At 63.8% G+C, this 21,114-nt stretch carries 21 protein-coding genes; 9 read left to right on the top strand and 12 right to left on the bottom strand.

The annotated features are described in order from the left end of the window. Window positions 1-7: 7 nt before the first annotated feature. The 6 genes from ACIPHN_RS22770 to ACIPHN_RS22745 form a co-directional block, all read right to left on the bottom strand. The gene (locus ACIPHN_RS22770) at window positions 8-742 is read right to left on the bottom strand and encodes an ABC transporter ATP-binding protein (protein WP_400440556.1); all 735 of its coding nucleotides are present in this window, start codon (window positions 740-742) and stop codon (window positions 8-10) included. Then, complete coding sequence (locus tag ACIPHN_RS22765; protein WP_400440553.1) at window positions 739-1,515, bottom strand: ABC transporter ATP-binding protein; 777 nt, start codon at window positions 1,513-1,515, stop codon at window positions 739-741. Before ACIPHN_RS22765 ends, ACIPHN_RS22770 begins: the two co-directional genes overlap by 4 nt. Beyond that, window positions 1,512-2,804, bottom strand: coding sequence for a branched-chain amino acid ABC transporter permease (locus tag ACIPHN_RS22760; RefSeq protein ID WP_400440550.1), 1,293 nt, complete (start codon window positions 2,802-2,804; stop codon window positions 1,512-1,514). Before ACIPHN_RS22760 ends, ACIPHN_RS22765 begins: the two co-directional genes overlap by 4 nt. A gap of 2 nt (window positions 2,805-2,806) precedes the next feature. Further along, window positions 2,807-3,748: a branched-chain amino acid ABC transporter permease gene (locus ACIPHN_RS22755; RefSeq protein ID WP_400440547.1), complete on the bottom strand. Its 942-nt coding sequence runs from the start codon at window positions 3,746-3,748 to the stop codon at window positions 2,807-2,809. 104 nt (window positions 3,749-3,852) lie between these two features. Further along, complete coding sequence (locus tag ACIPHN_RS22750) at window positions 3,853-5,091, bottom strand: branched-chain amino acid ABC transporter substrate-binding protein (protein ID WP_400440682.1); 1,239 nt, start codon at window positions 5,089-5,091, stop codon at window positions 3,853-3,855. Between the two features lie 114 nt (window positions 5,092-5,205). Next, complete coding sequence (locus ACIPHN_RS22745; RefSeq protein ID WP_400440545.1) at window positions 5,206-6,066, bottom strand: shikimate dehydrogenase family protein; 861 nt, start codon at window positions 6,064-6,066, stop codon at window positions 5,206-5,208. Window positions 6,067-6,359: 293 nt separating this feature from the next. Here ACIPHN_RS22745 and ACIPHN_RS22740 point away from each other — a divergent pair, with 293 nt between their 5' ends. The 9 genes from ACIPHN_RS22740 (at window position 6,360) to ACIPHN_RS22700 (ending at window position 13,977) form a co-directional block, all read left to right on the top strand. Beyond that, the gene (locus ACIPHN_RS22740; protein WP_400440542.1) at window positions 6,360-7,103 is read left to right on the top strand and encodes an SDR family NAD(P)-dependent oxidoreductase; all 744 of its coding nucleotides are present in this window, start codon (window positions 6,360-6,362) and stop codon (window positions 7,101-7,103) included. Between the two features lie 19 nt (window positions 7,104-7,122). Further along, window positions 7,123-7,836 (top strand): FadR/GntR family transcriptional regulator, encoded by a 714-nt coding sequence (locus ACIPHN_RS22735; protein WP_400440539.1) that lies wholly within the window; start codon window positions 7,123-7,125, stop codon window positions 7,834-7,836. Between the two features lie 306 nt (window positions 7,837-8,142). Next, window positions 8,143-8,295: a hypothetical protein gene (locus tag ACIPHN_RS22730; protein ID WP_400440536.1), complete on the top strand. Its 153-nt coding sequence runs from the start codon at window positions 8,143-8,145 to the stop codon at window positions 8,293-8,295. Between the two features lie 158 nt (window positions 8,296-8,453). After that, the gene (locus ACIPHN_RS22725) at window positions 8,454-9,398 is read left to right on the top strand and encodes a cupin domain-containing protein (protein ID WP_400440535.1); all 945 of its coding nucleotides are present in this window, start codon (window positions 8,454-8,456) and stop codon (window positions 9,396-9,398) included. A 93-nt stretch (window positions 9,399-9,491) separates the two neighbouring features. Continuing rightward, window positions 9,492-10,046, top strand: a complete 555-nt coding sequence (locus tag ACIPHN_RS22720) for a carboxymuconolactone decarboxylase family protein (protein WP_400440532.1) — start codon at window positions 9,492-9,494, stop codon at window positions 10,044-10,046. 2 nt (window positions 10,047-10,048) lie between these two features. After that, the gene (locus ACIPHN_RS22715; protein ID WP_400440529.1) at window positions 10,049-11,152 is read left to right on the top strand and encodes an acyl-CoA dehydrogenase family protein; all 1,104 of its coding nucleotides are present in this window, start codon (window positions 10,049-10,051) and stop codon (window positions 11,150-11,152) included. Continuing rightward, on the top strand, window positions 11,149-11,991 hold the full coding sequence (locus tag ACIPHN_RS22710) for an ABC transporter ATP-binding protein (RefSeq protein WP_400440527.1): 843 nt from the start codon (window positions 11,149-11,151) through the stop codon (window positions 11,989-11,991). Before ACIPHN_RS22715 ends, ACIPHN_RS22710 begins: the two co-directional genes overlap by 4 nt. A gap of 40 nt (window positions 11,992-12,031) precedes the next feature. Continuing rightward, window positions 12,032-13,210: an ABC transporter substrate-binding protein gene (locus tag ACIPHN_RS22705; RefSeq protein ID WP_400440524.1), complete on the top strand. Its 1,179-nt coding sequence runs from the start codon at window positions 12,032-12,034 to the stop codon at window positions 13,208-13,210. A 2-nt stretch (window positions 13,211-13,212) separates the two neighbouring features. Continuing rightward, on the top strand, window positions 13,213-13,977 hold the full coding sequence (locus ACIPHN_RS22700) for an ABC transporter permease (RefSeq protein ID WP_400440521.1): 765 nt from the start codon (window positions 13,213-13,215) through the stop codon (window positions 13,975-13,977). A 39-nt stretch (window positions 13,978-14,016) separates the two neighbouring features. On the opposite strand, the gene sodC is transcribed toward ACIPHN_RS22700, so the two are convergent. The 6 genes from sodC to rph all read right to left on the bottom strand — a co-directional run bounded on the left by sodC (window position 14,017) and on the right by rph (window position 20,826). Then, window positions 14,017-14,544: a superoxide dismutase [Cu-Zn] SodC gene (gene sodC, locus ACIPHN_RS22695; protein ID WP_400440518.1), complete on the bottom strand. Its 528-nt coding sequence runs from the start codon at window positions 14,542-14,544 to the stop codon at window positions 14,017-14,019. A 271-nt stretch (window positions 14,545-14,815) separates the two neighbouring features. Further along, on the bottom strand, window positions 14,816-16,888 hold the full coding sequence (locus ACIPHN_RS22690; protein WP_400440515.1) for a putative bifunctional diguanylate cyclase/phosphodiesterase: 2,073 nt from the start codon (window positions 16,886-16,888) through the stop codon (window positions 14,816-14,818). Window positions 16,889-16,893: 5 nt separating this feature from the next. Next, complete coding sequence (locus ACIPHN_RS22685; protein ID WP_400440513.1) at window positions 16,894-18,093, bottom strand: EAL and HDOD domain-containing protein; 1,200 nt, start codon at window positions 18,091-18,093, stop codon at window positions 16,894-16,896. A gap of 142 nt (window positions 18,094-18,235) precedes the next feature. Continuing rightward, on the bottom strand, window positions 18,236-19,480 hold the full coding sequence (gene hemW / locus ACIPHN_RS22680; protein ID WP_400440510.1) for a radical SAM family heme chaperone HemW: 1,245 nt from the start codon (window positions 19,478-19,480) through the stop codon (window positions 18,236-18,238). Further along, window positions 19,477-20,067, bottom strand: a complete 591-nt coding sequence (rdgB, locus tag ACIPHN_RS22675) for an RdgB/HAM1 family non-canonical purine NTP pyrophosphatase (protein ID WP_400440507.1) — start codon at window positions 20,065-20,067, stop codon at window positions 19,477-19,479. The genes hemW and rdgB overlap by 4 nt, the downstream gene beginning before the upstream one ends. 30 nt (window positions 20,068-20,097) lie before the next feature. Further along, window positions 20,098-20,826 carry a ribonuclease PH gene (rph, locus tag ACIPHN_RS22670; RefSeq protein ID WP_400440504.1) on the bottom strand — a complete coding sequence of 243 codons (729 nt, stop codon included), beginning with the start codon at window positions 20,824-20,826 and terminating at the stop codon, window positions 20,098-20,100. Window positions 20,827-21,114: the final 288 nt, after the last annotated feature.

The raw sequence follows: 21,114 nt of genomic DNA, 5'->3' as shown, positions 1-21,114 counted from the left end.
GCGCCGGTCATACCGCCAGCCAGTCTTTGAGCAGCTGCGGGTTGCCGCTCAGTTCATCGGGACTGCCCTTGAAGACGATGTGGCCGTGGCCCAGCAGGCACACGCCGGTGGAGATCTTCAGGGCGATGGTCAGCTTCTGTTCGATCAGCACCACCGACACGCCGCGCCGGTGGATCTCCTGGATCGCCTCACCCACCACCGTCACGATCTTGGGTGCCAGGCCCTCGGTGGGCTCGTCGATCAGGATCAGGCGTGGGTTGCCCAGCAGGGAGCGGCAGATGGTGAGCATCTGCTGCTCGCCGCCGGAGAGGTTGCCGGCGCGGGTGTTGCGACGTTCCTTCAGGCGCGGGAAGAAATCGAACATCTGCTGCAGCGTCCACTGCGGCGCGTCGTCGCGAGCGCGCTGCATGCCCATCTGCAGGTTCTCGTCCACGCTGAGGTTGGCGAACACTTCGCGCTCTTCCGGCACGAAGGCGATACCGGCGCGCGAGACCGCGAACGGCCGCTGCCCGGCCAGGTCGCGGCCATCCAGCAAGACCTGGCCGCCGGTGGGCGGCACCAGGCCCATGATGGCGCGCGCAGTGGTGGAGCGGCCCGAACCGTTGCGGCCCAGCAGGCTGATCACCTCGTTGCGGCCGACCTCGAAACTCACGCCCTGCAGGATGTGGCTCTTGCCATAGTGGGCGTGCAGCTCCCTGACTTGCAGCAGCGGCGCCGCGGATGTGGTGACAGTGGCGCTCATGCCGATACCTCCGTGCCCAGGTAGGCTTCCTGCACCTGGCTGTTGTTGCGGATTTCTTCCGGTGTGCCGGTGGCCACCACCTGCCCGTAGACCAGCACGCTGATGCGGTCGCACAGGGAGAACACCACGTCCATGTCGTGCTCGACGATCATCAGGGTGCGCCCGGCGGAGAGCTCGCGCAGCAGCTCGGCGGTGTAGTCGGTCTCTTCGCGCGACATGCCGGCCATGGGCTCGTCCAGCAGCAACACCTTGGGGTCGGAGGCCAGCGTCATGCCGATCTCCAGCGAGCGCTGCTCCGAGTAGGAGAGCTCGCCGCCCAAGGTGTCGCGATGACGGGTGAGGCGCACCTGCTCCATGAGCTGCTCGGCCAGTGCGGTCACCTTGCGGTAGCCGGCGATCGGGCGCCACAGCGTGTATTGCATGCCAAAGCGCTGCATCACGCCCAGCCGCAGGTTCTCGAACACCGAGAGCTTGGAGAAGATGTTAGTGATCTGGAAGGAACGCGCCAGGCCCATGCGGTTGATGCGCTCCGGCGCCAGCCCGCCGATGGGCGACTGGCCCAGCAGAATCTCGCCCGCGCTGGGCTTGAACTGGCCCGAGATCAGGTGGAACAGGGTCGACTTGCCTGCGCCGTTGGGGCCGATAAAGGCGTGGCGCTCGCCGGTGCGTAGCTCGAGGTCGACGCCGCGGATGATGTGCGCCTCGCCGAAGGATTTGTTGACCTGGCGCAGCGTCAGCGCGGGTACGTGGTTGGTCTGGGTGACGGCAGTCATGCGCCCTCCTTGTCATTGAGTTCATCCCAGGCGCGGCTCACGCGGCGCAGCGCGACGCCGCCCACAATCACCAGCGCCAGCGGCAGCAGCCAGGTCGACAATGCTCCCGGCAGCCAGGCGCGGCCGAACAGGTCGATGGCCGGCCACGGCTGGCCCGCCACCAGCAGCGACTGGTAGTCGGCGCCCAGCGCGCGCTGCAGCAGCTCGACCGCGAACACCACCGCCGCCGCGCACAGCAAGCCGCCGATGGCCCAGCCGAGCACGTAGCGCGCCAGCACGGCACTGCCCTGCTGGCTGCGCTGCCACCACAGCACCACGCCGGAGAGGCCATTGGGCATGAACATCATCACCACCACGAAGATCAGTCCCTGGTACAGCAGCCAGGAGCGCGTCAGGTCGGAGACGGCGTAGCCGAAGAAGGTCATCACCGCCGCACCCAGCGCCGGGCCGAAGAACACGCCGGTGCCGCCGATGTAGGCGTTGAGCACCACCTCGGAGGACAGGCGCACGTCGAACAGCACGTAGTTGGCAGCTTCGTTGTTCATCGCCAGCAGTCCGCCGGCCACGCCCGAGAAGCAGGCCGAGATCATGAACACCATCACCCGCGCCGAGTGCACGTTGTAGCCGAGGAACTTGAGGCGATGCGCATTCTCGCGCAGGCCCAGGGTCAGGCGGCCCAGCGGTGTGCGGGTGAAGAAGTACAGAATGCACAGCGAGGCCAGCACCCAGGCCAGGGTCAGGTAATAGACATGGAAGGGTTCGCCGAAGGACACGCCCCAGGCCGGCATGCGCATCGACGACACGCCCGCCTCGCCGCCGAAGACGCCGGTGAGGTGCGGCGCCAACGCGTGCAGCAGCTCGGCCAGGGCCAGCGTGATCATCGAGAAATAGACGCCGCTGCGCTGGGTCGAGAACCAGCCGGCCACCAGCCCCAGGGCGCAACCGCCCAGGCCGCCGAACACCGGCAGCAGCGGCGTGGGCAGCAAGCCGGCGCCGCCCAGCGCGTTCATTGCGTGCAAGGTGGCGAAGGCGCCGATGCCGAAGTAAGCGGCGTGGCCGAAGGACAGCATGCCGCCCTGCCCGGCCAGGACATTGAAGGCGGTGGCAAACAGCGCGGCGATCAGCATCTGGATCGCGGCGTTGACCAGCGCTTGCGACAGCAGGCCAGGCACCGCTACCAGCAGCAGCACGATGGCCAGCAGCAGCAGGCGCGGCGCCAGTGCGCCGGCACCGGTGGGCTGGGCCAGCGGCACGGCGGGCAAGGCCTTGTTGGTGGATTCGTTCATCATGCTCACTCCTTTTCCCCCATCAGCCCGGACGGGCGTACCAGCAATACCAGCAGCATCAGCGCGAACGGGATCGTGGCGGCCAGCGACGAGACCTTCAGCGTCAGCAGGCCACCCACCTCGCGCGCCCAGTCGCCCGCGCCGACATAGGTCAGCGCATCGGCCAGGCTGATGTCGACGCCGACGGCGAAGGACGAGATCAGGCCGATCAGGATTGACGACAGCATCGCGCCTTCCAGCGACCCGAGGCCGCCGATGATGACCACCACGAACACCAGCACGCCCAGCTCCAGAGCCATGTTGGGATTGGTGGTGTAGAAGGCGCCGGCGATCGCGCCGGCCAGGCCGGCCAGCGCCGCGCCCACGCCGAACACGCCCATGAACACCAGCGGCACGTTGTGGCCCAGCGTCTCGGCCATGGCCGGGCGATAGATCGCCGAGCGCACCACGATGCCGATGCGGGTGCGCGAAAGCAGCAGGTAGATCAGGCCGAACATGAGCAGCGAAACCAGGCCCATCAGCAGGCGGTAGAAGGGATAGTCGGTACCGAACAGGCGGAAGGCGGCGAAGGAAAGCGAAGCCGGCACCTGATAGTTGACCGGGTAGTTGCCGAAGAACAACTTTATCAGTTCGGCGATGATGAAGGACAGGCCGAATGTCAGCAGCAGCTCGTGGGCGTGCCCGTACTTGTGCACGCGGCGCAGGAACCAGCGCTCGACGATAATGCCCAGCGCGCCCACGATGAGCGGCGCGACGATCACCGCCGGCCAGAAGCCGATGAATTTTTGCAGGGTGTAGGCCAGGTAGGCGCCTACCATGTAGAACGAGGTATGGGCGAAATTGAGCACGCCCATCATGCCGAAGATCAGGGTCAGGCCGGCTGACACCATGAACAGCAACAGCCCGTAGATGGTGCCGTTGATCAGCGATACGGTAAAGAATTCCATAGCGTTTTCCAGGAAGACGGGACGACAGTCCCCGTGCCGGGCGGAACACCGCCCGGCGTCATGTCGGCACCGCGACCATTCGCGGCGCCGGCGCGGTTAGCCGATCAGGAGGGACGTTGCATCTTGCAGCTGCTCTGGACCGGGTTGACGGCTTCCTCGGCGCTGAACTTCTTGATCACCTTGAAGCCCATGTCGGTGTCGTCGATCTTGTACTTCACGTTCTTCTCGACGCGCGATACGACGATGGGCAGCATGACCTGGTGGTCGGCGGCGCGGATCGAGGTTTCACCCATGGGTGTCTCGATCTTGACCTTCTCCAGCGCCTTGGCCAGTTCGGTCACGTTGACCTTGTCGCCGCTGGGCTTGACCTGCTTGAGCGCCTCGCCCAGCATCTGCATGCCGAAGGCGGTCTGCGGCTCGATGAAGGTCGGGAAGTGGCCGGTCTTGGCCTTGTAGTCGTTGGCGAACTGCTCGGTGGCCTTGTTGGTCTCGATGTTGAAGGCATGCGAGATGAAGTGGCCCAGGGCGGTGTCGCCGGCGTTGCCGATGTTGCCCGGCTGGTCCAGGAACACGGTGCCGAAGCGCACCTTCAGGCCGGCCGCGCGGGTGGCCTTCATCAGCAACAGCAGGTCGTTGGACCAGTTGCCGGTCAACACCGTGTCGGCGCCGCTGGCCTTGATCTTGGCCACGTAGGGCGAGAAGTCCTGGATCTTGTTGACGTCATGTAGGGTGCTCTCGACCACGGTGTAGCCGCCGGTGCCGGCGTAGTCCTTGATGGCTTTGTCCATGTCGGCGCCCCAGGAGTAGTTCTGGTTCATGGCGTAGACCTTGGTGCCCAGCTCCTTGGCTTCCTTCATGGCCGGCACCAGGGTCTTGACGCGGATCACGGCGTTGGTGGTGAAGCGGAAATGATAGAAGTGGCACTTGTCGCCGGTCAGCTCCAGCGCCTCGCCGCCCATGTTCAGGAACAGCACTTCCTTGCCGACGTTGCGGATGTTGTACTTGCGCACGTCTTCGGTGATCTGGCCCGACACCGCCGAGGAAGAACCCTGGATGATGATCTGCGCGCCGCCGGCGATGGCGGCCTTGACCTTGTCGGAGGCGCCCGCGGGGCCGCCCTGGTTGTCATACTCGGCCAGCTGGATCGGCGCGCCGTTCCAGCCGCCGGCGGCATTGATGCGGTCCATCTCATACTTCACCGCGGCGCGGTACAGCAGGCCGGTCGAGGCTTGCGGGCCGGACAGGGTTTCCACCAGCGCGATCTTCAGCGGTGCGGCGGCCTGGGCAGCGGTGGCGGTGGCGGCCATGGCCAGCGCCGACAGGGACAATCCGATTTGCTTCATGGTCATGCATCATCTCCGTTATGGTTGTAGGAACCCGGGTCTTGCGCTACCGGCGCCTGGGTTCCGATTGAGAGCCAGCCGGCGCGGCTCCCTTCCTCATATGGCAGCGCGCCCTCAGAGCAAGCCGAGGAACTGCGCCATGCGTTCGATCTGGGTTTCCATCATGTGGCGGCCATAGTGCACCGTCAGGCCGCGCGCCTGGGCGGCGGCCAGCAAGGGCGTGAGCTCGACCTTCATGACCGCCTCGGCCACCAGCGCGCCAGGCGGCAGCTGGTCCACCGGGAACGGCAAGGGGTCGCCCTCGGCCAGGCCCAGCGAAGTAGAGTTGATGGCCAGCGTGCAGTCGCGCGGCACCGCCGGCGCCACGTAGGCGCGCAGTTGCGGGTAGTAGCGCTGGAGCTCGGCCACCAGCTGGGCGGCGCGCTCGGGATTGCGGTTATGGATGCCGATGGCGGCCACTCCCTGCCCGGCCAGCGCATGCGCGATCGCCTTGGCGGCGCCGCCGGCGCCGGCCAGATATACCTCGCGCCCGGCCAGCGCATGTCCCTGCTCCAGCAGGCCTCCCGCGAAACCTTCGCCGTCCAGGTTGCTGCCGATCATGCGCACGCTATCCGCATCTGCATCGGCGCCGCGCACGAAGCGCACGATGTTGACCGCGCCTACCTGGCGCGCGGCATCGGTGAGCTCATCGCACAGCGGCAGAATGCTTTCCTTGTAGGGGATGGTGACCACCAGGCCGGCCATACTGCGCACCTGGGCGAAGATCTTGACGGCGGCGGCGAATCCTCCCGGCGCCACCTGCAGTGGCACCACCACGGCATTGATACCGCGCGCCGCCATCAGGGCATTGAAGGCCTGCGGCGTGCGCACCTGCCCGATCGGGTCGGCCACGATGCCGACTACTTTGGTATGCCCGTCGATGGCCGGTGTCGGCCACTGCGTTTCGTTCCTACCCTTGCCTGTTGCCTGGCTCACGATGTCTCCTTCGTTGGGTGGCGCCTGCCTCGCGGGCGGCGCTCTTGTTCTGGAATCGGTCGGCATTTTCGCCGAACTTCAATAGGTTTTTTTTAAGATGTCTGATAAACTTTCAAACATGTCAGACAAGTTGTGGGGCGATTCTACAGAGCAGTTTTTGTGATGTCAACAATCCTCGCCCACCCCGCCCCGCTGCTTGCATGAACCTGATCAACGACCGGAAAGCCTTTCCCATCAAGGCATTGGGAGCGACCACGCAATCCGGCTACAGAGCCAATATCAGAGGAGACGATGTGATTTCATTTGAAGGACAAAGCTTTTTCATCACTGGCGCCGGCGGCGGCATCGCTCGCGCGACCTCGCTACTGGTGGCGCGCCATGGCGCCCACCTGGCGCTGGCCGATATCGACATGGCGGCATTGGAAAGCCTGCGCGAAGAAGTGCGCGCCATCGCCCCGGCCGCGCGCGTGAGCCTGCACCGGCTGGACGTGGCCGACTCCCAGGCCTGTCGCGACCAGGCCGACGCCTGCGCGCGCCAGCACGGCGGCATCGACCACCTGGTGCACTCGGCCGGCATCTATCCGGAAAAGCTGGTGGCAGACATGAGCGACGAGGATTGGCGGCGCCTGATGGCCATCAACCTGGACGGCACCTTCCATATCTGCCGCGCGGTCATCCCCCATCTGCGCGAGGGCAGTTCCATCGTCAACCTGGCGTCGGTGGCAGCCCAGCGCGGCAGCTACGCGCACGCCCACTACTCGGCGGCCAAGGGCGCGGTGATCAGCTTCTCGCGCAGCCTGGCGCTTGAGCTTGCGCCGAAAACACGAGTCAATGCACTATCTCCGGGTATCATTTCCACGCCGATGACCAAAGCGCTGCTGGCCAAGAACGAACAAGCCCTGCTGCAGAACACACCGCTGCGCCGCTTGGGCAGTGCCGAAGAAGTGGCTGGAGCGATCGCCTTCCTATGCTCGCCGCTGGCCTCCTTCATTACGGCGGAGACGCTGCAGGTCAACGGCGGCCTGTACATTAATTAAAACAAGGTCCACTCGACCCATGAAAACTGTAATTTCACGCCCACCGGCTCAATCGCTCACCGAAGACATCGTTGAATGGATCAACGAAGAAATCCGCGAGCAACGACTTAAACCTGGCGACAAGTTACCCAGTGAAAAACAGCTGGGTGAGAAATTCTCCGTAAGCCGATCCGTTGTCCGAGAAGCACTTTCGCAATTGAAGTCCGAAGGCATCGTCAATGCCCAACAGGGGCGCGGCGCGTTCGTCAACGAGCGCGGCTCCCGTCAGGCATTTCGTTTTGAGGCTACAGCACTCAATGATGCAGAGGGTCTGGAACACGTCATCGAACTACTAGTAGCACTCGAAACTGCGGCCGCCCGCTATGCCGCGCTTCGCCGTACACCTGAAGATCTCAAAAAAATCAAAAAAGCATTGGTAGGTATGGAATACGCCATCATCAATGACAAACTCGGTGATGAGGAAGATTTTGCATTTCACCAGGCAATCGTTGATTCAACAAAGAACCCACATTTCTGCATGCTCAACGAATACTTGGAAAGGCATGTTCGCAGGCTGATCCGCCAAGCACGTAGCAACACTGCGACCAATTACAACAACTTGATTCAGGCCGTACAGGACGAACACAAGGCAATCCTGCAGGCTATTGAAGATAGTGATCCGAGTGCTGCAGCAACGGCAGCAGAAACACATTTGCGCAACGCAGCTAAACGACTCAACAAATATCTCAGTTAAAAGCGGGGCCCAATATCCGCTACATCGGCTACTCCGCCGCCTATAACGACAACTACGGCCAGATCGTGCCGGCTGCCTCGCCAGTGCGCAAGGTGCGCCGACCTACGCGGCAGGAAGATCGCTGCTGCCAAGGGATCAGGCGGCCAGTACCTGTTGATCAAGCTGTAGAACAGGCCGGTCTGAGCGAACAGGACGTGGACATCCGTCACCTGCAATACAGTGAGGCCAGCAGCGCCTTCCAGAGCGGTCTGGTGGATGCGTGGACGGTACCCGATCCGCAGTTCGCATTGATGCAGTAGCTCCTGGGTGCGCGCGCTGAAGCGCCAGCCGTGGGGTGCGCACCATCCGCTCACGCCGGCGGTGGTGCAGTCCCAGCAAGCCGTGGCCGACTTCTTTCACATGGGCGGCCATATCTCGCGCCAGGTCGCCGTGCGCGACGCGGTGGTGGCGTTGGAATAAAGCACGCCGGATAAAGCACGTCGAACGCATAAGCATCTGCGGAAAAATTAGTTCGCCGCTGCCGGGCTGCCGCTTAAGGTTAAGCATCGGCACGATACCGTTGCCGGTGCAGTGGCGCGGCCAACATGCGCCCTGCCCGAACATGAACAAAGTCAACAATGGATATCGATCGCCTGGTGCACTGGCTGCTCAACGGACTGGAACTGGACACCACGGTCTTCCACGTCGGCAAGTACTGCGGCCGCTGGCGCGCCTCCACCTCGGGACGTGGCCTGGGCAGCTTCCACCTGGTACTGGGAGGTCGCTGCTACCTGCACCTGCGCGACAGCGCACCGGTCGAACTGGGCCCGCGCGACGCCGTCTTCATGTTGCGTGACATTCCGCATTTCCTCAGTCCCAGCGCCGACCCAGAGACGGGCTTCGGCTGCGCCGAAATGCAGGTACTCGACACCATCGTGGCCGGCGAGACCGGGCTGGCCTGCGGCTTCTTCGATTTCCACGGGCCGGCCGGCACGCTGATGCTCAACTCCTTCCCCACGCACCTGGTGATCCGCGCCGAAGACACTCGCCTGCGCGCCGCTGCCGCCCTATTCGACCTGATCCTGGACGAGCCCAAGACCCATCCCGACTCACCCTCGCCGCTCATCGCGCGGTTGGTCGAGGCGCTGTTCTTTTACGTGATCCGCCACGTGGCACAGCGCCACGACATCGCCGCCGGCCTGCTGGCAGTGGCCCAGCGCCCGGAGTTCGCGGTCTTGCTGGAGCACCTGCTGCAAGCCCCTGGCGAGGATTGGTCAATCGATCAAATGGCGCGCCTGGCGCACATGTCGCGTGCACGTTTCTGCAAGCACTTCGTGGATGCCTGCGGGCAACCACCCGCCCAGTTCCTGCTGGCGCTGCGCATGAAGATCGCCGCGCAAAAACTGCACGCCGGCGACACCATCGACCAGGCCGCCGAACACGTCGGGTATCGCTCACACGCTGCCTTCTCGCGCGCCTTCAAGAAGGTCATCGGCGAGCAGCCGGGCGCCTACCGACGCGCTCGTCGCGTCAACGACCATGGCAGCAGCAACGCCGACTCACTCACTGCCCAGCTCAACTAAAGACGTTCGAGCACAAAATCAAGACACCTGCGACTGGAGCCGGTACGGTGCGCTGGCGATAATCGACGCACCACCACTTCCTGGAAATCGACCATGTCGCGCCTGACCTTGCACACCCTCGCCTCCGCACCCGAGGCCAGCCAGCCTTTCGTCGAGCGCGCCATCGCGGCCAACGGCTTCCTGCCCAATCTCATCGGCGTACTGGCCAATGCACCGGTGGCGCTGGAAACCTATCTCACCGTAGCTGGCATCAACGCCCGCAGCAGCCTCACACTGGCCGAACGCGAAGTGGTGCAGATCACTGCCGCGCGCATCCACGGCTGTGATTTCTGCGTGGCCGGACATACCGCCGTGGCGCTGAAGAAGGCCGGCATCTCCATAGACAGTGTGCGGGCCCTGCAACACGGCACGCCACTCGACGACGCCCGCCTGGAAGCCCTGCGCCGCTTTGCCGGCGCTGCCATTGCCACACGCGGCAAGGTCGTCCAGCAGGACTACGATGCCTTCACCAGTGCCGGCTACAACCAGGCGCAGGCACTGGAGGTGCTGCTCGGCATCAGTCTGGCCACGCTGTGCAACTTCGCCAACAGCCTGGCCGGCACACCGGTCAATCCCGAACTGCAACCCTATCTCGAAGGCGCCATCTGACAATGCCGCAGACCTCTTCCCTGATACCTCCGTCAAGCCAGCTCGATGCCGATCTGGCCCAATGGCTGGCGATCCATGCCGACGATCTCAACCGCAACGACGCCGTCAGCGAAGAGGTGGTGCCGCGCCTGGCGCGCGCCGGCCTGTTCTCCATCGGGGTGCCGGAGGCGCAAGGCGGCGCCGGCGGGGATGTGCGCGACGCCACGCAGGCCGTGGCCGACGTGGCCGAATATTCGATGGCAGCCGCCTTCGCCTTCTGGGGTCAACGCAGCTTTATCCAGTACTTGCTGCAAAGCCCCAACCGCGCACTGGCCGAGCGACACCTGCCATCGCTGCTGGCCGGCGAGCGTGCCGGTGCCAGCGGACTGTCCAACGCCATGAAATTCCTGGGCGGCATCGAGTCGCTACAGGTCACCGCCCAGGCCCGTGCCAACGGCTGGCGCCTGCACGGCAAGCTGCCTTGGGTCACCAACTTGCGCCGGGCCGGCTTCGTGGCCGCCGCGGCGGTAGCCACGACGGCCGAGCGAGCCCCGATGGTGATTGCCTTCGACAGTGCCCTGCCCGGTGTCGAACGTAGCGACGACCTCGACCTGATCGCACTGCGCGGCAGCAATACTGCCGCCATCGCGCTCGAGAACGTTGCCATCGACGCTGCCGACGTGCTGCACGAAGACGCAGGCCGCTACCTGCCACAGGTGCGTCCGGCGTTCCTGAGCCTGCAATGCGGCATGTCCATCGGTTTGTCGCGCGCCAGCCTGCGCCAGGCACTGATACGATCCGAGAGCCGGCGCGGGGCGCTGGTCGACACCATTTGCGCACTCCAGCAAGAGTTGCAGACGACCGTGGCGCAACTGCTCGACGGCGTCGCCAATGACCATTTCCAGACGCAGGCCGCGCCGCTGTTCCGTCTGCGCATTCGCCTGGCTGAAATTGCGCAGCAAGCAGTCGGACTTGAATTGCAGGCCAAAGGAGGCAGCGCCTACCTGGCACCAGACAACAACGATTTCCTGCGCCGCTGGACCGAGGCGGCCTTCGTGCCGGTGGTCACACCCAGTCTCACCCAGTTGCAGGCAGAGCTGCAACGCCACCATGTCACCCGCGCATGAGCGGCACGTTCCCACACGACGGTGCGCCGCTGCTGGAGGCGCGCGGCATCGATGTCAGCTATGCCGGCAAGCCGGTGCTGGCCGGCATCGACCTGGCGGTGCGCCCGCGTGAGATTGTCAGCCTGCTGGGCGCCAGCGGCTGCGGCAAGTCGACCCTGCTCAAGGTACTGGCCGGATTGATCAGCGCCGACCACGGCGAGCGCCGCTTCCTGGGCGAGCCGCTGGACGCCCCCCATCCGCGCAGCGCGCTGGTGTTCCAGCAAGCAGGCCTGCTGCCCTGGCTGGATGTGGCCGGCAATGTTGGCTTCGGCCTCGATTTCAAACATCAGCCGGCGCTGTCGGCCAACCAACGCCACCAGCGCGTGGCGCAAGCCATCGAGGCGGTCGGTCTGAGTGAACATGCGCGCGCGTTTCCTGCCCAGCTCTCCGGTGGCATGGCACAGCGCGTGGCCATCGCCAGGGCGCTGGCGCGCCAGCCGGCGCTGCTGTTTGCCGACGAACCGTTTTCAGCGCTGGACGCTATCACCCGCGCCGAGATGCAACTGCTGCTGACCGGGCTGGTGCAACGCTGGCATACGGCGGTGCTGCTGGTGACGCACGACATCGACGAAGCCATCCTCACCGCCGACCGCATTGTGCTCATGAGCGGCAGCCCCGGGCGCATCCTTCATGAATGGGAAGTACCCATCTCCCGTCCGCGCGACGCCGCCCCGCAAGCCTTTGCCGCGCTCAAGCTCGAGATCCTGGCGGCCTTGCGCCAGCGCCATAACAACATCACCCAGCCTGCCTCATCGGAGAACGCCAATGAAACCCGCAAGCCCCTCGACTACGTCCGCTGACAAGCTCCATCTCTGCACAAGCGCTGATTGCGACTGCGGCATGTCGCGCCGGGACTTCCTGAAAATGTCGGCACTGGCCACCGCCTCGGCCGCGGCACCGCTGCTCATGGCCAACGATGCGCGCGCCCAGGCCTTCAAGGGCGACGATCAGCCAGTACGCATCGGTTACCTGCCCATCACCGATGCCACGCCGCTGCTGGTGGCACACGGGCGCAAGCTGTTTGAGGCCGAGGGCCTGCGCACCGAACCGCCACGACTGTTCCGTTCATGGGCGCAGATCGTGGAAGCCTTCGTGGCCGGCCAGGTCAATGCCATCCATCTGCTCTCGCCGGCCACGCTATGGGTCCGCTACGGCGCCCGCTTCCCGGCCAAGGTGGTGGCATGGAACCACGTCAACGGCTCGGCGCTGACCGTCGATAAGAGCATCGACAAACTAGCCGACCTCGGTGGGCGCACGGTAGCCGTGCCATTCTGGTATTCGATCCATAACATCCTGCTGCAGCAGCTGCTGCGCGCCAACGGTCTGCAACCGGTGACCCGCGCGCGCGATGCCTCGGTCAGGCCTAACGAGGTGAACCTGGTGGTGCTGGCGCCAGCCGAAATGGTCTCGGCACTGGCCAGCAAGAGCATAGCCGGCTACATCGTGGCCGAACCCTTCAACGCCGCGGCAGAGACTGCCGGCATCGGCAAGATCTTGCGCTTCTCGGGCGACGTCTGGAAGAACCACGCGTGCTGCGTGACCTTCTTGTCCGAGCGCGACACGGTCGAACGTCCCGAGTGGAGTCAGCGCGTCACCAGCGCCATCGTCAAGGCACAGCTGTGGACCCGCAATAACCAGACCGACACCGCCAAGCTGCTTTCCAATACCGACGAGCACCGCTACACGCCGCACCCGTTGCAGGTACTGACCAAGGTGCTGGCGGCCACCGATTACTCGGCCTACGAGCGCAGCGGCATCATCCATCACAGGGATTGGCAGCAGCGCCGTATCGATTTCCAGCCATATCCTTTCCCGTCCTACACCGAGGAACTGGTCAAGGCATTGCTGCAGACCCGGATCGAGGGTGACAATCGCTTCCTGTCCGGGCTAGATCCGCGCTTCGTGGCAGGCGACCTGGTCGACGACCGCTTCGTCAGGCGCGCCATCCAGGAGGTCGGCGGCCCCGGCGTATTCGGCCTGCCGGCCAGCCTGCTGCGCTCGGAAGTGATCGCGGCCTGATCATGGGGAAGCGCTTAGGTTTGCCCCTGTCCGGTTTTCTGGTGGCCATCTGTGCATGGTACCTGGGCGTGCTGGCACTCCGCCCGGCGGTACCCATTGCCGGCGCGTTCGCGCCGCAGGAAGCGGCCCACGCGTTGGCGGCCATGCTCCAGGACAGCTACGTCTGGCATCACATCGCGGTCAGTCTGAAACGCGTGGCCATCGGCCTGTTGCTGGCCATTGTCGGCGGCGTGCCGATGGGCATCCTGATCGCGACCTCGCCGTTGTTCTCGCGTACGGCCTCGCCGCTGTTCCAGTTCCTGCGGATGGTGTCGCCGTTGTCGTGGATGCCGCTGGCGGTGATGGTGTTCGGGGTGGGCGATGCACCGGTGTATTTCCTGTTGGCCTTCGCGGCGCTATGGCCGGTCATGCTCAGCACTGCCGCCGGCGTGGCCCAGCTCGATCCCAACTGGCTATTGCTGGCGCGCAGCCTGTCGGCCACCCGCAGCGAGACGGTGCTGCGGCTGATCCTGCCGGGCATCACCGCGCACATCCTGACCGGTGTCCGACTGGCCATCGGCATCATCTGGATCGTGCTGGTGCCGGCCGAGATGCTGGGCGTGTCGGCCGGCCTGGGTTACTTCATCCTTGATACGCGCGACCGGCTGGCCTATCCGGAACTGATGGCCGCCATCGTGCTGGTCGGGTTCCTGGGCTTCCTGCTGGACTATGCCGCGCGCGCTGCCTACCGCCGCTGGCTGCACGTGCGCAGCGTCGCACCGCTATGAAAAGGTCGATGCACATCCCCCCAATAGGCCAGAGCAGAATTACTGGATCACCCCGCAAGCCATCCGCACACCCCCGCCACCCAGCGGCGCCGGATGATCGGAATGATTGTCGCCGCCCACATGCACCATCAGGGCATGCCCGCGCACCTCGGCCAAAGTCTTGATACGCGGCGCCAGTACCGGATAGTCGGCACGCCCTTCCGCATTCACATACAGGGCTGGCAGGTCGCCCAGGTGCCCTTCGCCGTAGGGGCCTTCATGCTTGCCGGTCTTTTCCGGATCCCAGTGACCACCGGCAGCCAGCGCGGGCTCCATCTTGCCGTCCTTGTTGAGCGGGTCGCACGACGGGTTCTGGTGCACATGGAAACCATGGATGCCGCTGGGCAAGCCGCTCAGGGAGGGCTTGAACACCAGCCCATACGCCGTCTCGATGATGGTCACCTCGCCGGCCGGCCCGGCGATACCCTGGGCATTGACGAGGTTGAGCGGCACCTTGATCTGCGCATCCGAGGCCGCCCACGCGGATCCGGCTACCAGGGCTGCAACCAGGGCGATGTATCGCTTCATGATCATTCTCCTTTTGTATTGATAGTGATAGTGACGGTGAAAAAATTGTCGAGGATAGGCGGTTTTCATGCCGATAAAGTGATTGCCCCGATTCCGACCACGGAAAATCGACAGAATTCTTCACCTGTGCCAAAAAGATTCTGGGCATCAACAAGTAAAGTCGCGGGAAAAGTGCGCAAGACCACCTCCAGCATAGGAGCGGAAAAAACGGTGAGCAATCAAAATCAGGGAAAATGCCGCGTCAGAAGCTGACACGAAAAAGCCAAGCGTCTCAGGCCTCGGCGCTGTCCTGCGAGACCCGGGAAGATTCGCCCGTCACGTCGAGCTTGCGCCCCTCCAGCAGCATGGCGTGGAAGTCGGGTGCCGGCACCGGACGCGAGAAGATATAGCCCTGCAGCTCGTTGCAACCGGCTTCGCGCAGGAAGTTGAACTGCTTTTCGGTCTCCACCCCTTCGGCGATGACCTTGTGGCGCAATTGCTTGGCGATACCGATGATGGCGCTGGCAATGGCGCAGTCATTGGTATCGTCGGGGATGCCCATGGTGAAGGAGCGGTCGATCTTGAGCGTATTGATGGGGAAACGCTTCAGGTAGGACAGGCTGGAATAGCCGGTGCCGAAATCGTCCAGCGAGATGGTGATGCCCAGGCTGCAGATCTTCTCCATGATGGAAATGACACGATCCGTGCTGTGCATCAGCATGCTTTCGGTGATCTCCAGCTCCAGCCAGTCACCGCTGAGCATGTGCCGGCTCAAGGCGGCGCGCACACGGTCAGGCAGGGACCGGGTGAATTCACGCGCCGTCACGTTCAGGGCGATACGGATCGGCGCCAGGCCGGCTTCCTTCCAGGAGCGCGCCTGGCGACATACGGCGTCCAGCACCCAGTCACTCAGTTGCACGATCAGGCCAGTCTCTTCGGCAATCGGGATGAACTCGCCCGGCAGCAGCAGGCCACGCTCCGGATGCTGCCAGCGCACCAGTGCCTCGGCACCGGTGATGGCCAGGGTGTTCATGTCCACCTTGGGCTGGTAGTACAGCAGCAGTTCGTTGTATTCGAAGGCGTGCAACAGTCCGGTCTCGATGCGCAACAGGTCCAGCGTGTTGCGGTTCATCTCCTCGCTGTAATAGACGTAGCCGCCTTCATTGTTGTCACCGCCCTGCTTGGCCCGGTACATGGCAATGTCGGCCAGGCGCAGCAGGGTTTCGGTATCGCTGGCGTCTTCCGGGTACATGCTCACGCCGATGCTGGCGCCGACCCGCAATTCATGGCCATCGATGAAGAAGGGATCGTCGAACACCGCCAGCAGCTGCTGTGCCACGAAACCGGGGTGATAGTCCTTGTCGATGTCGAACAGCGCCACCGCGAATTCATCGGCCCCCAGGCGCGCCACCACATCCTGCTCGCGCAAGGCGCGGCGCAGGCGGATCGCCACTTCGACCAGCAACATGTCGCCGGCCACATGGCCCAGCGTATCGTTGATGGGCTTGAAGCGGTTCAGGTCGATGAACATCACGCAGCCGTGCATGTTCTCGTGCTTGGCTTCCAGCAGCGCCTGGTCGACCGTGCGCGTGAGCAGCGTGCGGTTGGGCAGGCCGGTGAGCGCATCGTAGTAGGCCAGGTGATGGATCAGCTTTTCGGCGTTCTTGCGCTCGGTAATGTCATTGAGATAACCGATCAGGCCGATCGGATGCCCATGCTGGTCGCGCATGACCGACAGCGACAGGCTGGCCCAGAAGACTTCGCCGGACTTCTTGCGGCGCCGCACTTCCATCTCGCGACCGCCCTGCTCCAGGAACATGTCGTGCAGGGAGTCTTCCTCATCCTCATTTTCATAGAGGAAGAGCACATTGCGGCCGATGGCCTCCAGGGCGGAGTAACCGAACAGTTGCTCGGCGCCACGGTTCCAGCTGGTGATGAAGCCGGCCGGATCCATGGTGATCACCGATTCATGCATCTGATTCAGGATCTGTGCCTGCTGCTCCAGCTTGACTTCGATCTGGTCCAGCGACCGGGCGCGCTTGTCGGTCTCGGCGCGGCGCTGCATGAGCCGGCCGGCGAATGCCGCCAGCATGGCCAGGCGGGCGCGCTCAAGTTCGCTGTAGGGGCGCGTGAGCGTGGGAAAGAGGAAATAACCGAAACGCGTACCCTCGAACTCGACCTCCTGCAGCAGCCCCGCCGTCTTCTCCATGGCCGGATTGAGCGCGAAGCGCCCACCCGGGCGCTTGAGAAAACCGGATGCGATTCCTCCCAGCGCCGCATGCAGAGCCATACCTTGCAGGTTCTGCATGGCGTCCAGCAATGCCGAACAGCATGCCAGATCGTCGGTGCCGACAGAAGAAATCATCTCTATCACGCCTCGGTGCTGACGCGAGTGGCCCAATTGAAGGCCTGGATCAAGCAGCGGCAATAAACCAGGGCGTCCAGTCCGGCCGCATCCAGGTCACTATGGCGCAAGGGAATACGGCCGTCCTCGGAGCGCTCGACCACGTCGAGCAACTTGCCCAGGCGACCGGTGCGGTGCACCAGGGCGTTGACGATGTCCACCGGCAGCTTGAGCGGCTCGATGATGTCCGTCAGAGGCATGCCGAGCAGGATATCGAGCAGCGAGAACATGCCGATGATGAAGGCACGATCCAGCTCTTCCTGGGTACAGTCGATCTGTATGGCCATCGACTCCATCATGGCCGCACGGGCTGCCGCGCGCGGCAACAAGGGATTGGCCGATTCGTCGCCAGGGAAGCGCGCATAGAGCAGCAGTTGCAGCCAACGCTGCAACTGGCGTCGGCCCAGCAGGTTGATGGCCTGGGTGAAATTGGTGATGTGCGCCGAAAAACCGAAGGCCGCCGAACTGACCAGCTTGAAGAGCTGGTACGACAGGGCCGGATCCTGCTTCAACAGGGACTCCAGCTCATTGGCATCGGCATCGCGCGCCACCAGTTCCAGCAGCTTCAGCAGACGTGCCCGCGAAATCGAGTTCTTTTGCGACAGGCGGCTATCCGGATGCAGGGCATAGTCGCCCGAGAACCAGCGGAAGCCCTCCATGCGGCAGGCATCGAACTGCATGGCATCGGCCACGTTCTCGGCCAGATGCGGTCCGCGCAGGCGGTGCAGCCATTGCCCGGTTTCCGGCAGGCGACCGATGCTGGCATCCAGTGCGATCGATTCGACGAACGGGAAGACACTGGCGCCCTGCGCCGGTAAGCCATCGGCGATGATGGCAAAGCCGCGGCTGTAGAGCCAGTCCAGGGCATCGATCTTGCCGGGGTCCACGCAGTGTTCCACCGGCACCCGCAATGCGAGCTGGCCCTGCGGGATCTCCTGCTTGAATTCGGGGGCGAAGACCGCGGGGTCGCGCACCGGAATGATGCAGGTCAGACCGCCCAGGGCGTCATGCAGGTCGAATTCGTTGAAGAGCCGGGAAAGCAGCGCACTGCCATCCTCGACCGTCGGTGATACATGCAAAGACAGCGCGGTCCAGACGTGATGAACGTCAGCGACAGGCTGCAGAAACACGAGAGGAAAAGGAACGCTTTTATCCTGAACAGCCATATTTTTATCTTGGCGCGGCCCGTGGAATTGCCGAGACGCTCTGTCATGTTGAAAAACCGTTAAGAAGTTTCCCAGCAGAATACTTAATTAAAATTAAATTTTTTCTAAATATACCTGATAACAGCAAGCTTGCAACAAAGCTTTAATCTGACAGGAAGATTTCCTGTAAATCATTCAGAAAACGGCGTCCCAGGTCAGTTGGCCGGATCAAAGCGTGATCCCTATACAACATTCCTTTTTTCTCGGCCAGATCGAGCTGTTTCTCGATCTGGTTGAGGCCCATGCCGGTGCGCTCGGCGAACAGGTTGGGCGGGAAGCCCTCGGTCAGGCGCAGGGCATTGAGCATGAATTCGAAGCCCAGCGCATCGCGGCCGATCTCGGCTTCTTCCTGGATGGGGCTGCCGGCCTGCATCTGCTGCAGATAGGTCTGCGGATGCTTGTAGCGCATCTGGCGCACGATGCGGTGCGGGAAGGACAGCTTGGAATGCGCCCCCGCGCCAATGCCCAGGTAGTCGCCGAAGCGCCAGTAGTTCAGGTTGTGGCGGGCGCGTCGCTGGGGCCGCGCATAGGCCGACACCTCGTAGTTGGTATAACCACCGGCCGTCGTCAGCTCGGCGATCATGTCCTGCATGTCGGCGCTGGTGTCGTCGTCCGGCACCGGCGGCGGGAACTTGGCGAACAGCGTATTGGGCTCCAGCGTCAGGTGATAGAGCGACAGGTGCGGTGGCGCAAAGCCGATGGCGGTGGCGATGTCGGTGCGGGCTTCCTCCAGGGTCTGGTTGGGCAGCGCATACATCAGGTCCAGGTTGAAGTTGTCGAAGTTGGCCTGGGCGATCTCGACTGCCTTCAGGGCCTGGCCGCCGTCGTGGATGCGTCCCAGGGCTTGCAGGTGATGGCTGTTGAAGCTCTGGATGCCGATCGACAGGCGGTTGATGCCGCTGTCGCGATAGGCGCGGAACTTGTCGGCCTCGAAGGTGCCAGGATTGGCCTCCATCGTGATCTCGATATCGCTGTCGAAGGGCAGCAAGGTGCGCAGGTCCGACAGCAGGCGGTCCAGACCGGCGGCCGAGAGCAGGCTGGGGGTGCCGCCACCGATGAAGATGGTGGTGATCTTGCGGCCCCAGATCAGCGGCAGGGATTGCTCCAGGTCGGCACGCAGGGCATCCAGGTATTGCTGCTCGGGAAAACCGTCCTTGACCTCATGCGAATTGAAATCGCAATACGGGCATTTACGCACGCACCAGGGGAAATGCACATACAGCGACAAGGGCGGCAAGGCCGTCAGTTGCAGGCTGCCTGGCTTGAGGAAGGCCAGCGCCGCCTGGGCCGGGCCGGATGCAGCGGCCCCGGCCGGCGCCTGGGAGGGAACGGGCTTGATGGGAATCATTTCAACTTCTCGACCAGCGCACGCAGGGCCTGGCCGCGATGCGACACGGCATTCTTCTCGGCCGCGCTCAGTTCGGCGGCCGTCTTGCCCAGCTCCGGCAACAGGAAATACGGGTCGTAGCCGAAACCACCCTCCCCGCGCGCCTGCGCCACGATCTCCCCCTTCCAGACGCCATCAGCGATGACCGGTTGCGGATCGTCAGCGTGACGCACATAAACCAGCACACAGTAGTAATAGGCCGACTTGTCGGCATGAGACTGCAGGTCGGCGATGAGCTTGGCGTTGTTGGCCGCATCCGACTTGGGTTCACCGGCATAGCGCGCCGAATAGACGCCGGGCGCGCCGCCCAGCGCATTCACGCAGACCCCGGAGTCATCGGCCAGCGCCGGCAATCCGGTCAGGCGCGCGGCGTGGCGCGCCTTGGTCAGGGCATTCTCGACGAAGGTGCCGAAGGGCTCCTCCGCCTCGGGCACGTCGAACTCGCCCTGGGGACGCACGTCCAGGCCGATATCGCCCAGGAGGCTGGCGAATTCCTTGAGTTTGCCGGCGTTGTTGGACGCCATGACGATCTTTTGCTTGTGATCCATATCTCTACTCTGCTCGCTGGATGACCGCTGTTACAGGCCCAATGCCTGCTTTTGCAGGCCATTGAGGGTGGCGATGCCCTGTTGGGCCAGGTCCAGCAGGCTGTTGAGCGTCGCGCGATCGAAGGCGGCGCCCTCGGCCGTGCCTTGCACTTCGACGAAATGGCCGGCTTCGGTCATGACCACGTTCATGTCGGTATCGCAGTCGGAATCTTCCAGATAGTCCAGGTCCAGCACCGGTAAGCCCTGGTAGACACCTACCGAAATGGCGGCCACGAAGTGCTTGGCCGGGATGGTCTCGATGAGGCCGCGCGACTTCAGTGCCGAGAAGGCGTCATAGGCGGCCACCATGGCGCCGGTGATGGCGGCGGTACGGGTGCCGCCATCGGCTTGCAGGACGTCGCAGTCCAGTTGCAGGGTGCGCTCGCCGAAGGCTTCCAGGTCGAAGGCGGCGCGCAGGGCGCGGCCGATCAGGCGCTGGATTTCCTGGGTGCGGCCGGACTGCTTGCCCTTGGCGGCTTCACGGTCCATGCGGGTATGGGTGGAACGCGGCAGCATGCCGTATTCGGCGGTGAGCCAGCCCTGGCCACGGCCCTTCAGGAAACCGGGGACCTTCTCCTCGATGGAGGCGGTGCACAATACCTTGGTGTCACCGAACTCGACCAGCACCGAACCCTCGGCGTGCTTGGTGTACTGGCGCGTGATGCGCACCTCGCGCAGTTGCGAAACGCTGCGGCCGCTGGGGCGATGGGAGGCTGTCATGGGAATCCTTGTCTCTTGACTGTGTTGACGGTGATCTGCGATCAGGCTGGATAGATGGGCGAAGATCCGGGGAAAAACGCCCGATTTGATGTTTTTGATAGCGCGGCGCCGCCAATCTTCTTTAAAATGCGGGGTCCGACCGGGCCAAGCCCCGGGCAGACCGCACAGGCGGCTGCCGGAACGTTCAAGACCGGCATTGTAATGGATAGGCGCAGCTACCGTGGTTTGCTCTTGTCGAACCCGCCCTGTCCTGCCCCGCTTGACCTGCAACCCGATCCCAACCCGCCA

Source organism: Herbaspirillum sp. NPDC087042 (assembly GCF_044745245.1).
Taxonomy (GTDB): Bacteria; Pseudomonadota; Gammaproteobacteria; order Burkholderiales; family Burkholderiaceae_D; genus Herbaspirillum.
Note: the sequence above shows the minus strand (reverse complement) of the source record. Positions and strands in the feature narration are given on the sequence as shown.